Annotated in this window: 16 protein-coding genes; 8 read left to right on the top strand and 8 right to left on the bottom strand. The window is 50.2% G+C overall.

All coding sequences use genetic code 11. The features are described from left to right. Window positions 1-10: 10 nt before the first annotated feature. The gene (locus OKS35_RS07815) at window positions 11-958 is read right to left on the bottom strand and encodes an LLM class oxidoreductase (RefSeq protein WP_264092799.1); all 948 of its coding nucleotides are present in this window, start codon (window positions 956-958) and stop codon (window positions 11-13) included. A gap of 10 nt (window positions 959-968) precedes the next feature. Beyond that, window positions 969-2,171: an MFS transporter gene (locus OKS35_RS07810; protein WP_264092798.1), complete on the bottom strand. Its 1,203-nt coding sequence runs from the start codon at window positions 2,169-2,171 to the stop codon at window positions 969-971. A gap of 262 nt (window positions 2,172-2,433) precedes the next feature. On the opposite strand from OKS35_RS07810, the gene OKS35_RS07805 reads away from it, so the two are divergent. The 3 genes from OKS35_RS07805 to OKS35_RS07795 all read left to right on the top strand — a co-directional run bounded on the left by OKS35_RS07805 (window position 2,434) and on the right by OKS35_RS07795 (window position 4,235). After that, the gene (locus OKS35_RS07805; protein ID WP_078147375.1) at window positions 2,434-2,760 is read left to right on the top strand and encodes a winged helix-turn-helix transcriptional regulator; all 327 of its coding nucleotides are present in this window, start codon (window positions 2,434-2,436) and stop codon (window positions 2,758-2,760) included. Window positions 2,761-2,841: 81 nt separating this feature from the next. Next, on the top strand, window positions 2,842-3,345 hold the full coding sequence (locus OKS35_RS07800; protein WP_074036164.1) for a cupin domain-containing protein: 504 nt from the start codon (window positions 2,842-2,844) through the stop codon (window positions 3,343-3,345). Further along, entirely contained in the window at window positions 3,342-4,235 is an 894-nt protein-coding gene (locus OKS35_RS07795; protein WP_318841968.1) for an aldo/keto reductase, read from the top strand. The genes OKS35_RS07800 and OKS35_RS07795 overlap by 4 nt, the downstream gene beginning before the upstream one ends. A 50-nt stretch (window positions 4,236-4,285) precedes the next feature. Here OKS35_RS07795 and OKS35_RS07790 read toward each other — a convergent pair whose 3' ends face one another. Further along, on the bottom strand, window positions 4,286-4,708 hold the full coding sequence (locus OKS35_RS07790) for an Lrp/AsnC family transcriptional regulator (RefSeq protein WP_264092797.1): 423 nt from the start codon (window positions 4,706-4,708) through the stop codon (window positions 4,286-4,288). Between the two features lie 118 nt (window positions 4,709-4,826). On the opposite strand from OKS35_RS07790, the gene OKS35_RS07785 reads away from it, so the two are divergent. Further along, window positions 4,827-5,240, top strand: a complete 414-nt coding sequence (locus tag OKS35_RS07785; RefSeq protein ID WP_264092796.1) for a carboxymuconolactone decarboxylase family protein — start codon at window positions 4,827-4,829, stop codon at window positions 5,238-5,240. 122 nt (window positions 5,241-5,362) lie between these two features. Here the strand turns inward: OKS35_RS07785 and OKS35_RS07780 are convergent, their stop codons facing one another. Continuing rightward, window positions 5,363-7,057: a M3 family oligoendopeptidase gene (locus tag OKS35_RS07780; protein WP_031422757.1), complete on the bottom strand. Its 1,695-nt coding sequence runs from the start codon at window positions 7,055-7,057 to the stop codon at window positions 5,363-5,365. 208 nt (window positions 7,058-7,265) lie between these two features. On the opposite strand from OKS35_RS07780, the gene OKS35_RS07775 reads away from it, so the two are divergent. Then, window positions 7,266-7,766: a PTS glucose transporter subunit IIA gene (locus OKS35_RS07775; protein WP_012727005.1), complete on the top strand. Its 501-nt coding sequence runs from the start codon at window positions 7,266-7,268 to the stop codon at window positions 7,764-7,766. A 90-nt stretch (window positions 7,767-7,856) separates the two neighbouring features. Beyond that, window positions 7,857-8,456 carry a helix-turn-helix domain-containing protein gene (locus OKS35_RS07770; RefSeq protein WP_074036173.1) on the top strand — a complete coding sequence of 200 codons (600 nt, stop codon included), beginning with the start codon at window positions 7,857-7,859 and terminating at the stop codon, window positions 8,454-8,456. A 67-nt stretch (window positions 8,457-8,523) separates the two neighbouring features. On the opposite strand, the gene OKS35_RS07765 is transcribed toward OKS35_RS07770, so the two are convergent. The 3 genes from OKS35_RS07765 to OKS35_RS07755 form a co-directional block, all read right to left on the bottom strand. Then, the gene (locus OKS35_RS07765) at window positions 8,524-8,949 is read right to left on the bottom strand and encodes a hypothetical protein (protein ID WP_196431038.1); all 426 of its coding nucleotides are present in this window, start codon (window positions 8,947-8,949) and stop codon (window positions 8,524-8,526) included. Between the two features lie 64 nt (window positions 8,950-9,013). Beyond that, window positions 9,014-10,207 (bottom strand): ABC transporter permease, encoded by a 1,194-nt coding sequence (locus OKS35_RS07760; RefSeq protein ID WP_214781788.1) that lies wholly within the window; start codon window positions 10,205-10,207, stop codon window positions 9,014-9,016. Further along, window positions 10,197-11,087, bottom strand: coding sequence for an ABC transporter ATP-binding protein (locus OKS35_RS07755; protein ID WP_012727001.1), 891 nt, complete (start codon window positions 11,085-11,087; stop codon window positions 10,197-10,199). The genes OKS35_RS07760 and OKS35_RS07755 overlap by 11 nt, the downstream gene beginning before the upstream one ends. 117 nt (window positions 11,088-11,204) lie before the next feature. Here OKS35_RS07755 and OKS35_RS07750 point away from each other — a divergent pair, with 117 nt between their 5' ends. Both OKS35_RS07750 and OKS35_RS07745 read left to right on the top strand, forming a co-directional pair. After that, entirely contained in the window at window positions 11,205-12,149 is a 945-nt protein-coding gene (locus OKS35_RS07750; RefSeq protein WP_264092795.1) for a VOC family protein, read from the top strand. After that, on the top strand, window positions 12,146-12,745 hold the full coding sequence (locus OKS35_RS07745; protein WP_264092794.1) for an alpha/beta hydrolase: 600 nt from the start codon (window positions 12,146-12,148) through the stop codon (window positions 12,743-12,745). The genes OKS35_RS07750 and OKS35_RS07745 overlap by 4 nt, the downstream gene beginning before the upstream one ends. 5 nt (window positions 12,746-12,750) lie before the next feature. Here OKS35_RS07745 and OKS35_RS07740 read toward each other — a convergent pair whose 3' ends face one another. Continuing rightward, the gene (locus OKS35_RS07740) at window positions 12,751-13,239 is read right to left on the bottom strand and encodes a hypothetical protein (protein WP_012726999.1); all 489 of its coding nucleotides are present in this window, start codon (window positions 13,237-13,239) and stop codon (window positions 12,751-12,753) included. Window positions 13,240-13,549 lie beyond the last annotated feature (310 nt).

The following is a 13,549-nucleotide window of genomic DNA, read 5'->3' as shown; positions in this document are numbered from 1 at the left end:
TACCTGGAGTTTACGAAAGCGGTGGGAAATGGGGGAGCACATATTCCCCAAGCTCCTCGATGACCTCGTCGGCCGGACGTTGCCCGTCGAACAAAGCGAAGAACAAATGATTGACGCCGATGGCCCGATACGCCTCGAGCAGTTTGATTAACTGATTGCGACCGACACGGAAGCCGAGCCGGATTGGAGTCGGCAGTTCGTCCGGGTCATGTGCCAAATCGAGATGCATCGGCATCGAGAACGGACGGAACCCTTTTCCATGCGTCTGACCTGATTCGCGCCAATCGTTCAGCACTTGTTGCTGGGCGAAAGGTGCCTGCGGGTAGTACATCCACCCGTCTCCGTTCGCCCCAAGCCAGTCCATGTCTTGTTGTGCGAACCCGGTGATCATCGTCGGGATCCGCTTCTTCGGACGTGGCACGAGCGTTGCCTGTTCGACCTCCCCATAAGGTGATTCAATAGTTGGGTAGTTGTTATAGAGCGCCTGCTCCATGACACGAAGTGATTCTTTGAACTGGTCGCCACGTGTCGGGTGATCGACTCCGAGCCCTTTGAAATCGGCACGACGGTCACCTGAAGAGATCCCGAGAATCAATCGTTCTGGGAACAATGCTTCAATCGTTGCGACTTCCTTCGCCGAACGAAGGGGGTGACGGAGTGGCAAGACGAGCGCGGACGTACCGAGCGCAATGTTTTTCGTTTGACCAAGTAAATGTGTTCCGTAGATTAGCATATCGTAAATTTGACCGACAGCCGGGTCTAAGAAGTTTGGGTCTTTAAGTAAGACATCACGTAACCATAGCGCTGTGAAGCCATAGTCGTCTGCCTTTTGGGCAAGCTCGACTTGACGCTCGAGGGTCGGGGTACGCATTTTAAAATTTTCTAAAGGAATGTGGAGGCCGAGCGTGAGCTCGCCCTCCCGGTACATCCGGTTGTAGCTTCTATGATTGTTGAACATAAGCGCCTCCTTAGTTGGCTTCCAAACGACGTGAAATGGCTGTCAAGATGACGGCGATGATGACCATGATGCCACCGACCCAAGGGGTATGCACAAGTCCGATTGAATCGGTGACGAGTCCACCGATTGTTGCGCCGAGGGCAATCCCGATGTTGAAGGCCGCGATGTTGAGTGCGGACGCGACATCGACAGCGGCAGGTACATATTTTTCAGCCAATTGTACGATATACAGTTGAAGTCCAGGCACGTTCATGAAGGCGAGGAGTCCCATCAAGACGATGGCAATCAAACCTGCCACTTTGAACGGAATCATGAACGACATGATGATCATGACCGCTGCGTGAACGATAAACATATAGAACAATGCTTTCGCTGGATTTTCGTTGGCGAGCTTTCCACCGACCGCGTTCCCGATGGCGACCGCGATTCCGTAAACGAGTAAGACGACACTGATCAAGTTCGGGCTGATCTTTGTCACGTCTTGCATGATGGGTGTCAAGTACGTGAAGGCGACGAACGTTCCGCCGTAACCGAGTGCTGTAATCAAGAATCCGAGCATGAGACGACCGTTTGTGAGCAGTTTCTTCATATCTGAGAACTTCGCTGGTGGTGACTGTTTCAAATCTTTTGGAATCAAGAAGAAACTTGCGATGATTGAAATGACACCGAGTGCTGCGACGGCGAAGAAGGTGGCGCGCCATCCGAACGCTTGTCCGATGAAAGTACCGAGTGGGACTCCTGTAACGGTTGCGACAGTTAAACCAGTGAACATGAGTGCGATGGCACTCGCTTTTTTATGCGGTGGTACGAGTTGAACAGCAATCGTTGCCCCGATGGAGAAGAAGACACCATGCGAGAATGCGGTGATAAATCGGGCGACAATCAAAAGTTCAAAGGTGGTCGACATGGCCGAGACCAAGTTTCCGCCGATGAAGACGACCATGAGTGCCATGAGTAACGTTTTGCGGTTCATCCGGTTCGTCAGTGCCGTCAAAATCGGTGCACCGACGGCTACGCCGATCGCGTAACCCGAGATAATGAGACCCGCGAGAGTGATGCCGATGTTTAAATCACTTGCGATCGATGCGAGGAGACCGACCGGGACGAACTCGGTCGTTCCGATGCCGAAAGCGCTGATCGCGAGGGCGAGTAATGCCAACCCTCCATTTTTAGGTGCCTGTTCTTCGACAGGTTGTGTGTACGGTTGATTCATGAGTAGTTCCTCCTAAAATAAATGAATAGTGTGGAAGACGAGGGCCCTTCGTCTCCGGATAGCAAAGACATCTCACTTTCCTCTATTGTTCAGTACGGTCGAAAAAGTACCTTACCGTCTCAAGGGGATGTTACAAGCGAAATGAACTTGTATAGATTTGCTACAGTTGCTATCATAAGTGCATGAAAACAGTTTGAGAAGTACGTACTTTTTAGTGCGGTAGGCACCAAAAAGTGCCTATGTAAGGAATGGAGGAAACGAAATGCCATATAATATTCCGGTCGAAGCGACACTTGACGTCATCGGCGGTAAGTGGAAAGTCGTCATCATGTGTCACTTGATTAAAGGGGAGCGACGGACGAGTGAACTGCGTAAACTCATGCCGAACATCACGCAAAAAATGCTCACCCAACAATTGCGTGAGCTCGAAGCGGATGGTGTCGTCGTTCGTACGGTGTTCGAGCAAGTTCCGCCGAAAGTCATTTACTCACTCTCTGAGTACGGATGGTCACTCAAGCCAATCTTGGACGCCATGTGCGCCTGGGGCGAGTGCCATATCGATCAGTCCGGTGAAGAGGTCATTTCATAACCATCACGGTCGTCCAATACGGACGACCGTTTTTCGTAGTGACAAGTCGGGTACAGGGACAGAGACAAGGAGGGAATTAGGATGGACGTGAAAACTTTTTTGTTTACAGATGACGGCTCCATTCCCAACCATCCGGATTATCCGGCGCTCCTCTATCGTGGCGTCTTTGATGACCCGAGCGGGATGCGAGAGACGTTTGCCCATAATGAATGGACGAACAGTTGGGTGAACGGGGTGTTCGACTATCATCACTATCACAGCAACACGCATGAAGTATTGGGCATATTACAAGGTGAAGCGACGCTTCAACTCGGAGGGACGAACGGTGACCTCGTCCGCGTCCGCCTAGGTGATGTCCTCGTCTTACCGGCGGGAACGGGACATCGTCGCATCGAGGCGAGCGAAGATTTTCAAGTGGTCGGGGCATACCCGGACGGTCGTGACTATGACACGTTGACAGGAAAGACGGAAGAACGACCGGACAACGTGAAGCGAATCGAACAAGTCGAAAAACCGAAGTTTGACCCCGTCTTCGGGACGACGGGTCCACTACATGAAGCATGGACAAAGGAGGAAACGTTATGAATCAACGACTACCACATTCTTTATTACTTGCAGCTTTGAAGCAAAACGTCGTCAAATTGAAAGACGGGCGCGAGATGCGCGCACTCGGACAAGGTACATGGCGCATGGGGGAAGACAAATCGAAGCATGATGCCGAGGTTGAGGCGCTTCGGACAGGAATCGACTGCGGACTCCATGTCATCGACACGGCGGAAATGTATGGGGAAGGGGAGTCTGAGAAGTTGGTAGGGGAAGCGATCCAAGACCGACGCGAAGATGTCTTTCTCATCTCGAAAGTGTATCCATACAATGCGTATGGCGACAAACTCGTCAGCGCATGTGATGCGTCGCTCGAACGACTCGGGACGGACTACCTGGATCTTTACTTACTCCATTGGCGAGGCGATGCCCCGCTCGAGGAGACGATTCAAGGGATGGAACAGCTTAAAGCGGACGGAAAGATTCGGGCATGGGGAGTCTCGAACTTCGACGTGGACGATATGAAGGAATTGCTGTCGCTACCGAATGGAGACAAGTGCGCGGTCAATCAAGTGCTCTATCATCTTGGCAGTCGCGGGATTGAGTACGACCTCCTTCCTTATCTAAAAGAACAAGGGATTCCTGTCATGGCATACGCTCCACTCGCTGAAGGAAGTGACGTGAAAGAAGAGGTCTTCCATAACGAAACGATCAATCGGATCGCGGAGTCGTATAGTGCCTCAGTCGCGCAAGTCTTACTTGCTTGGACGATTCGGAGCGGACACGTCATCGCCATCCCGAAAGCCGGGCAGGCCGAGCATGTCGAGGAGAATGCGGCAGCGCTCTTGCTCGACATGAGTGAGGAAGATTTTGCTTCGCTCGATGAGGCGTTCCCGCCACCGACAACGAAACAACCGCTAGACGTCATTTAAAACGATAAAGGACTGGCAATTTTGCCAGTCCTTTTGCATGTTCACGTTGATTAAATATCGATTTCTGAAAAGATGAATTGTGTTTTTGTTTGAGCATATGGAATCACTTCATCGATAAAAGATTCAGCTGCAGAAAAAGACGAGAATTGCATTTTGATGAGATAACAGGCGTCACCCGATATGCGATAACAAAATGAAACATTCGGTTGTTGTTTTAAATAATGAATGAACGCTTCATATTGGCCATTCTTCACTGTTGCCTCGATGATACATTGAATTGGAAGACCTAGCTTTTCGTGATCAAGTACAAGCGAGTATTGTTTGATGACTCCAAATGATTCTAGTCGTCGAACCCGCTCGCTAACAGAAGGAGCGGAAAGTTTAATACGTCGTCCGAGCTCACTCATGGAAAGACGGCTGTCTTGTTCTAATTCATAGATAAGTCTGTGATCAATTTCATCGATTTTTAGCATGACAGGTATTTTGCCTCATTTCGTTATTTATTGAATGTTTATAGGTACATTTTGATTGTGGATGAAATGGAGTTGGATGAAAAGACCTTTTATCATATAAGTACAGGAGGTGAAGGAAATGCCAAGAATTAAGTTAGCAGAGCATGGAGGGACAAAGTTTGAACGTTTACTTGGTCATAATATCGAAATTCAAGAAAATTGGTCAAAACTAGGGGATTCATTGAATAATGCTGGTCAACTTTCTCCCACATTGAAGGAACAAGTCCGTCGAACACTTGCGCAACGAAATGGATGTGAATATTGTCGAGCAAAAGGAAAGCCAGATCAAATTCAATTCGATGAACAAACAGCGGTTGCCGTAGGTTTTGCGGAAGTTTTCTTAAAAATGAAAGGAGAAATTCCATCTTCTATCATTGAGGTGTTAAAAGAAACATTCATGGAGGCGGAAATTAGTGAATTGTGTGCCTTTATTACGTTTATGACAGCATCCCAATATGTAGGGGCGATGTTAGGGTTAGAAGCGGAAATTTGACATATACATATCAATTTCTCCTCTCTTTTTTAGGGAATAAAAAGATTGATTTGCCTTTCATACTTCAGTACGAAGTGAACCCAAATGAAAAGACCACCGGAAGCTTCCGATGGTCTTACTTATCAGTTCGCTAGCGGATGTTTCAAGAGATAGTCTTCGATTTGATCAATCGTTTCTTTCAACACGCCGTCTGCGAATGGTGATTTGAGACCTGCCAGTTCGACGAGTTCGAGGAACGAACGGCTTCCGCCTGCCTGACAGAGCGTGAGGTAATCGCTCCATGCCGCTTCGCGGTCTTCATGCATGCGCACCCAGAACTGGAATGCACATACTTGTGCGAGCGTATAGTCGATATAGTAGAACGGGCTTTGGAAGATGTGACCTTGTTGGTGCCACCATGCGCCCGATTCGAGATAGTCGTTCGTCTCATAATCACGGTGCGGGAGATAGACCTTCTCCAAATCGCGCCACGCCTGCCGACGCTCGGCAGCTGTCATCTCTGGGTTGCGGTAGACGACGTGTTGGAACTCATCGACGAGCACGCCATACGGAAGGAACGTCATGCTACCTGCCAAATGATTGAACTTATACTTGTCGACTTGGTCGCCGAAGAAGAGCTCCATCCATGGCCAACAGAAGAATTCCATCGACATCGAGTGGATCTCACACGCCTCATAAGTCGGGAAGGCGTATTCCGGTGTCGTCAAATGACGGCTTTCATACACTTGGAAGGCATGACCGACTTCGTGCGTGAGAACATCGATGTCGCCTGCCGTCCCGTTGAAGTTCGAGAAGATGAACGGAAGTCCTTCAGACGGTAAGTACGTGCAGTATCCGCCACCAGATTTCCCTGGTTTCGCCGTCAAGTCGAGGGCGCCGCGTTCCTGCATGTACTGGAAGAACTCGTCCGTCTCATTTGAGAGTTCACGATACATTTTGTTTCCGCCTTCGATGATGAACGACTCATCGCCTTGCGGTGTCGCGTTTCCGTCTGGGAAGACGAACGACTCGTCATAGTAATAGAGGTGGTCGACACCGATTCGTTTCGCCTGCTTTTCTTTCAAAGCAGAAGCGAGCGGGACGATGACGTCACGGACTTGTTTCCGGAAGTTGTCGACCATCGACTCGTCATAACCGACACGCTGCATCCGTGCATAACCGAGTTCGACGAACGACGGGAAGCCAAGGGCGTGAGCGATTTCCGTACGGACGCGTACGAGTTCCCCATAAATGCGGTCGAGCTCATCGCCGTTGTCAGAAAGGTATGTATAGCGGGCGACAGATGCGGCTTTTCGAACATCACGGTCTGGTGATTGAAGATATGGGCCGAACTGTGACAAGTTGAGTGTCTTGCCGTCAAACTCGATTTGCGCAGCGGACATGACCTTTTGATAAGCTGTCGCGAGGCGGTTTTCTTCCTGCAGTTTCGGGATGAGTGACTCCTCGAACGTTTCAAGTGCGCGCTCGGCGAGAGAGAACAGTTGGCTGCCCCATTCCGCTTCGAGTTCAGTGCGAAGCTCGTGGTTCGTCAAGACGCGATAGTACGCTTGAATCTCCTTCTCATAGACCGGAAGTGCGTCGTCAAAGAATGCCTGTTCTTCTTCGTAAAACGAATCGCGTGTGTCGACCGAATGTCGGATCGCGACGAGTTGACTTTGTGTCTCAAAGTCGTTCCGTTCTTTGTTGATTTGGCGAATGAGTTCGTTCGCTTCCTCGAGTGTGCTGGCTTGCTGTAATTCGGCAGAATAGTCCGACAATCTGCTGTTTAAAGCGTCCAAGTCGGGCCGTTCATATGACAATTTTGTGAAAGTCGTCATTGTAAGCGCCTCCATCGTGTGAAATTTTTACAAAGTGTAAAAAGGGCTTGCAAAAGCGATTGCACACTCGTATTCTTACGATGTGTAAAACGATTTCGCACTACCTTATTACAACTATACCGTTAATAGGGTAGGGATTGAAGTATTAGCTTTTCGGGTATAAAAGTGAAGACTTCGATTCAATAGAACATGTTGGAGGGATTAAGCTATGGGATTCTTTAAAAAACTTTTTGGTGGTAAAGAAGAACAACTCAACGCGGTTTCACCGCTTACAGGAAAGGTCGTCGACATCACGAACGTACCGGACCAAGTATTCTCACAAAAAATGATGGGTGACGGGATCGCAATCGAGCCGACAGAAGGAAAAGTCGTCTCACCGGTTAGCGGAACAATCGCGACAGTATTCCCAACAAAACACGCGATCGGTATCAACGCGGACAACGGTGCGGAATACTTGATTCACATCGGTTTGGATACGGTAAACCTTAAAGGTGAAGGCTTCGAGACACACGTTACAGAAGGTCAATCTGTCAAAGCAGGCGACCCACTCGTCACGTTCGACCTCGACTTCATCAAAGCGAACGCGCCATCGACGATCACTCCGATCATCATCACGAACCACGACAGCTTCGGCGTGAACAAACTTGTCGCAGAAGGCGACACGGTGACAGCTGGATCTTCGGAAGTCGTCGAGTTGACAAAGAAATAAGAAGACGACCCATGACTCGGGAGCTTAGGCTTCCGAGTATTTTTTTGCGAATGCGGGAATTATAATGAAGAGAGGGAAGGGGGAATTGAGATGGATGGAAAAAATGCACCATACCGGGGATACGGGGATCGGATACGAATATTACGGGAACGGGCCGGATTGTCGATTGAGACGCTTGCGGAACAGATTGGCGTCGCCCCGTACTTTATCCGACGTACCGAACTGAGTGAGGTCTATCCGACCATGCCTTACATAGAGGCGCTCGCAGACGCTTTGCAAATCGACCCGAACTATTTGGCACGCCATATTTGGACGGGCGAGTCGCTCAAAGTCCTCATGCGAGGAAAAGTGCCGGAACTCGAACAGATGAAGCTCGCCTATGAAGAAGCGATGCACGGAAAGTCCGTCGAAGAAATGCAACGGCAACTCGAAGAGCGGATGCGCATCTTTGACTTGATGCACGAAGAAGAGTTACAACGAATCTTTGACCAAGATGAAGAGCCGACGACGCATCATGCACTCGAAGCGCTCGTCGATGCGGTGCTTGATCTCGGACGGTCACATGACACGACGCGTCACATCGTCCCGTTCGCACGCTATGTGGAACGGCTTGTCCCAGACCAATTCGCAGACAACTCATTCCAGTACGCGGAGTATGGTGTCGTGGATAAATCGTATAAATTGCAATGACCGTAGAGCATTCTACGGTTTTTTTGTGCACAAAAAAGTGACCAGGAGAATCCCCTGGTCACTTCAATCAGCGCATCGGACGCGCTTCGTAGCGTACTTTTGGACGTGTGCCGGCGAGTAAGAAGCCGAGCACGATATTCAAGATTGTGAGCACCCATCCGACATAACCGAATGTGTAGGCAAGACTCGCCAGCATCGTTTGCCAGTCGAGCAATGCTGCTGCGTCCCCGCGGAATGTGAAACGGATGACGGTGAAGCCAATGAGTGTCGCTGCAGTAATCATGATGCCGATCCATGCGCCACCGAAGCGGGACGTTTGAGAGCGTCTGCTGACCGGATACCAAAACGCGAGCGTTCCGATGAACGCACTGCCTGCATAGGCAAGCAGGATTTGCCATAACGCATCCGCGTCTAAGAAGACGGTATAACAGATGAACGTCGTGAGCGTCGTCATAAACGTAAAGATTAAGGCTGCGAGTAATCGTGATCGCATAGTTCGTTTTCCTCCTCATTTTGCACATTCTTTAGAGTAAACGAAAACGAATTTGCTGTAAACGTTATTGACGGTTTTGTAATATTTGTCGCCATTGTTTAATAGCGTTCGTTCCATAGAACAAGACGCCGCCACGATAGAATTTCGAGCCAATCCACAGTGTGATACCGATCGTTCCGATGAGTAACCCGATCGAGAGCGCCACTTCCCATACGGCCACATCGACGAGCATGACGCGAAGGAACATGAGCATCGGAGCGAAGAACGGGACGAACGAGAGGATGGTCACGATGGTCGCATCCGGGTTGTTCAATCCAAACATCGCGACTAAGAACGCAGCGACGAGGAGCATGATGACCGGCATGACCATTTGTTGTGACTCTTCGACACGGCTGACAAGTGAACCGAGGACAGCGAAGAGTGAGGCGTACAACAAGTACCCGAGCAAGAAGAATACGAGTAGATAGATGACAGCCCGTGCGTTGCCGGCGTTCTCGATGACCGTCGTCGCCAGTTCGCTACCACTCGCACTTACATAACCAAACCCGAGGAAGATTCCGATTTGGATGAGGGCGAGTGTCCCGATAGCGGTCACTTTCGCAAGCATATGGGTCACTGGATGAGTCGTTGAGATGATGAGCTCCATGACACGCGATGACTTCTCCGTCGTCACTTCTGTTGAAATCATCGATCCGTACGTGATGATTGAAATGTACAGGAGCATCAACATGACGTAAACGAGCGCCGAAGACGAGAGGAGCTCATCCGAGTTCTCTCCACCGCGTCCGAGATAGGACTCGTCGAGTTGGATCGGTTCGCTGAGAGCAGCGATGACGGCCGGGTCGACATCGGACGATTCAATCAATTCCGCATTGCGCAACTGTTGTAAAGATGTTTGCAGGAGGGTCGTGAACTCCTGTTCCGGTCGTTCGGAGATGACGCGGGCATCATAGCCGTCGACAAAAGCGACGACCCCATACTCTCCGTCGTTGATGCCGGTCCGTGCCTCTTCTTCCGTGATTTCGCTAGATGCGACGTCTTCATAGCCGAGTGACTTCATCGTGTCGACGAGTTCTGTGTTCTCAGATACAACGAGAGCACTCGCCTGTTCAGAGTCCTCGAACGAGGACATGATGCGGTCGATGTTCGTGAACCCGAAGATGAACAGGATGGTTAGCGCCGTCGAGATGAGGAATGCTTTTGAACGAATTCTTGATTTGAGTGTGAACGCATAGAGCGGTCCAAAGTTATGAAACATGCTGTCCGACCTCCTTGATGAAGATGTCATTGAGCGATACCGGTTGGCGCATGAACGTCTTCACGTTCGCCTGATGACGGACGAGTGCCGACAGGACGGCGTCACTGTCTTCGAAAGAATGTAAGCGTACTAGATGACCGGATTTGTAAGGCTCGATTGTCTCCACGACTGGGAGCGACTCGAGAATGTGAATCTGGTCCGTTTCAATAAAGAGGGCAGGTTCTTCGTATCTCGACTTGATTGTCGGGACGTCACCGCTTACGACGGCACGGCCACCTTTCAAGATGCCGACGTGTTGGCACAATTCTTCGACATGTTCCATTCGATGACTCGAGAAGACGATGGTCGTCCCGGCGTCACGCAACGCGAGAACTTCACGCTTCAGGATTTCAACGTTAACCGGGTCGAGGCCGCTGAACGGTTCGTCTAAGATGACGAGTTCCGGGTTATGGAGCAGGGCGGCGACGAGCTGAATCTTCTGTTGATTCCCTTTTGATAGCTGCTCGACGCGCATCGTTTCATATTGAGGAATTTCAAGGCGTTCGAGCCATGACTTGACCGCGCGTTTGGCATCGCTCCCGCGCATGCCCTTTAGGCTTGCGAGAAAGACGAGCTGTTCACGCACTTGGGATTTGGGATACAGGCCACGTTCCTCGGGCAAATAGCCGACGATGCGATGGTCGACCGCTTTACCGTTCCACGTGATACTCCCATCGGTCGGCTTCAAGATGTCGAGGATCATCCGGAACGTCGTAGTCTTTCCAGCACCGTTTGCACCGAGCAAACCAAACATTTCCCCTTGTGGGACGCGGAACGTGAGGTCGTCGACAGCTTTGAAGTCACCAAACTCCTTGGTGACGCGTTCGATATGTAATGCCATATTCTATTACCTCCTTAGAATGTCTCTTCTTCTATCGTACGCCACCTTGAGCAAAAAGTTTCACTTTTTCTGGTAAATGATTTATCTTGAAATCAAGATAATAAAAGGAGGATGACAATGAAAACGCAGTCTACGGGAATCCATCACATTTCGTCGATGGTACAAGACCCGCAACGTACGCTAGATTTTTATGGACAGGTACTCGGTCTCCGCTTCGTGAAACAGACCGTTAACTTTGATGATCCTGGTACGTATCATCTCTATTTTGGGGATGAAGTCGGGACACCAGGAACGGTGATTACGTTCTTTCCAATCCCAGGCTTAGGGAAAGGGCAGGTCGGGAGCGGACAGGTTGGCGTGACGACTTATCTCGTACCGGCAGGAAGTTTACCGTTCTGGGAAGAAAGACTACAACAGCACGGCATCGCGACCGTCGCCACTGAACGGTTCAGCGAGGCATCACTTTTATTTGAAGACCCGGACGGACTCGTCGTTGAACTCGTCGCCCGACCGAGCTCTAAACAGACACGCTGGGTCATCCCCGGTATCACAGAACATGAAGCAATTGTCGGATTCGCCGGAGCGACTTTGTTGTCGAAAGCACCGGACGAAAGCGTGCGCTTGTTGACGGAACTGTTCGGCTTTGAACGGGTCGCAGAGGATGAAGAGTGGATCCGTTTGAAAGGGTCAGCAGATTACGGGAACGTCATCGATGTGAAGAAAACGATTTTACCAAACGGGGTCCCTGGAACGGGAACGGTTCATCACATCGCGTGGCGCGTTACCGACGGAGACCATTATCCGACCTGGCAAGACGCCATCTTTGACCTTGGGTTAAGACCGACCGAAGTGAAAGAACGAAATTATTTCCGCTCCGTCTATTTCCATGATGCCGGACGTATCCTGCACGAACTCGCGACGGACGTACCTGGATTCACTGTGGACGAATCCGTTGACACGCTCGGTGAGACGTTACGCTTGCCACCATGGCTCGAAGCGAACCGAGATAAAATCGTCCGCACACTACCAGCAATCACGATACCGAGAGGAGAACGCATATGATTCATCAATTCATTCAAGGTACAAAAGAGACGACACTCGTTTTATTACACGGAACTGGAGGGACCGAGCAGGATTTGATTCCGCTCGCGAAAGAACTATCGACCGAAGCGAACATCTTGACGCTTCGAGGGGATGTCATTGAAAACGGGATGTCCCGTTTCTTCCGTCGCCACGCGGAAGGGGTGCTCGACCTTGAAGATTTAAAGAAACAGACAGAGCGCTTCCTTCATTTTTTAGATGAAGCGGCGACAACGTATGGCATCGACCGGGATAAGATGATTCCGCTCGGCTACTCGAACGGGGCGAATTTAATCGGGTCGGCACTTTACCGTCATCCGGCGTTCACTGCTTCACTCCTATTCCACCCGATGGTACCGGACCGTTCATTGACGCTACCTGACTTGTCAGGAACGAACGTGTTCATCTCGGCTGGCGAACGCGACCCGATTTGCCCGAAAACAGAAACAGAAGAGCTGACGTCGACACTCCGAAACGCGGGAGCGGACGTCGAGCTCTTCTATCACTCGGGGGGACATGAACTTCGCATGGAAGAAGTCGAGGCAGCACGGACATGGATTGCCGCATACCTCGACTGATTCATTCAAGCCATTTTTTTCGGTTTGTTCGGACGAGAATAGACGACGAGGACCCCTCGGTCAATCAAATAGGCGGCGAATAAACGTTTCGCTTCCTCAGCACGCACAGTTCGGTCGATTTGGATATACAATCGGCCGAGCTTTTTTTGTGAGGTGCGCGTGAGCAACCAAATCGAGTCGAGCGTATACTGCCAACTTTGGAGCGTGTCGCCACCGATATATAAGTAGCGGTTTTGGGTGCGCTCGAGCAAGTAGTTGAGCCACCAGACGTCACGAGCCAGTTTAGCGCAGACACCGAGCACGAACGTGAGACCGAGGAAAGCCATGCTAGACAAGACAGGATGAATGGCAGAGAACCCGTTTCGGACGGACTCGAAGGCGACAAGGAGCAATCCGACGGAAAAGACGCTGACGAACCACCAGAATCCGAAGTTAGAGAATGAACGTTTTGGGTCATGCACCATATGATGTCGATTCCGGATGATCGATGCCATTCTCTCCACCTCCTTTATTAGAATATTCTGAATATTTGGTAACACCACTATACTATACTGTACCCAATCCCGTCTATTTGAATACGCACACAACATGCTGAATCGTGAGGATTTTTTGACGTTTCGGCTTGTATTCCTCGAATTATGGGAATGATGACAGTGAAGACATGAAAATTTTGTTGAAACGTAATTTCACTTGGCAGAGGAATCGCTTATGATAGGTGAGGGATTTTCCAAGACCTACATGGATTCTGTCTGTAAAGAGAACGTGAAAACATGAAGGTCAGCTTCATTGCAGTCATCATAGAGA

Source organism: Exiguobacterium sp. N5, from assembly GCF_025842465.1.
Lineage (GTDB): Bacteria > Bacillota > Bacilli > Exiguobacteriales > Exiguobacteriaceae > Exiguobacterium > Exiguobacterium profundum.
This window is presented reverse-complemented; position numbering and strand designations above follow the sequence as displayed.

What these genes read in the sequence shown, in the direction of transcription:
- OKS35_RS07815 (WP_264092799.1), bottom strand. Translation starts at nt 958, where the DNA reads ATGTTCAACAATCATAGAAGCTACAACCGGATGTACCGGGAGGGCGAG.
- OKS35_RS07810 (WP_264092798.1), bottom strand. Translation starts at nt 2,171, where the DNA reads ATGAATCAACCGTACACACAACCTGTCGAAGAACAGGCACCTAAAAAT.
- OKS35_RS07805 (WP_078147375.1), top strand. Translation starts at nt 2,434, where the DNA reads ATGCCATATAATATTCCGGTCGAAGCGACACTTGACGTCATCGGCGGT.
- OKS35_RS07800 (WP_074036164.1), top strand. Translation starts at nt 2,842, where the DNA reads ATGGACGTGAAAACTTTTTTGTTTACAGATGACGGCTCCATTCCCAAC.
- OKS35_RS07795 (WP_318841968.1), top strand. Translation starts at nt 3,342, where the DNA reads ATGAATCAACGACTACCACATTCTTTATTACTTGCAGCTTTGAAGCAA.
- OKS35_RS07790 (WP_264092797.1), bottom strand. Translation starts at nt 4,708, where the DNA reads ATGCTAAAAATCGATGAAATTGATCACAGACTTATCTATGAATTAGAA.
- OKS35_RS07785 (WP_264092796.1), top strand. Translation starts at nt 4,827, where the DNA reads ATGCCAAGAATTAAGTTAGCAGAGCATGGAGGGACAAAGTTTGAACGT.
- OKS35_RS07780 (WP_031422757.1), bottom strand. Translation starts at nt 7,057, where the DNA reads ATGACGACTTTCACAAAATTGTCATATGAACGGCCCGACTTGGACGCT.
- OKS35_RS07775 (WP_012727005.1), top strand. Translation starts at nt 7,266, where the DNA reads ATGGGATTCTTTAAAAAACTTTTTGGTGGTAAAGAAGAACAACTCAAC.
- OKS35_RS07770 (WP_074036173.1), top strand. Translation starts at nt 7,857, where the DNA reads ATGGATGGAAAAAATGCACCATACCGGGGATACGGGGATCGGATACGA.
- OKS35_RS07765 (WP_196431038.1), bottom strand. Translation starts at nt 8,949, where the DNA reads ATGCGATCACGATTACTCGCAGCCTTAATCTTTACGTTTATGACGACG.
- OKS35_RS07760 (WP_214781788.1), bottom strand. Translation starts at nt 10,207, where the DNA reads ATGTTTCATAACTTTGGACCGCTCTATGCGTTCACACTCAAATCAAGA.
- OKS35_RS07755 (WP_012727001.1), bottom strand. Translation starts at nt 11,087, where the DNA reads ATGGCATTACATATCGAACGCGTCACCAAGGAGTTTGGTGACTTCAAA.
- OKS35_RS07750 (WP_264092795.1), top strand. Translation starts at nt 11,205, where the DNA reads ATGAAAACGCAGTCTACGGGAATCCATCACATTTCGTCGATGGTACAA.
- OKS35_RS07745 (WP_264092794.1), top strand. Translation starts at nt 12,146, where the DNA reads ATGATTCATCAATTCATTCAAGGTACAAAAGAGACGACACTCGTTTTA.
- OKS35_RS07740 (WP_012726999.1), bottom strand. Translation starts at nt 13,239, where the DNA reads ATGGCATCGATCATCCGGAATCGACATCATATGGTGCATGACCCAAAA.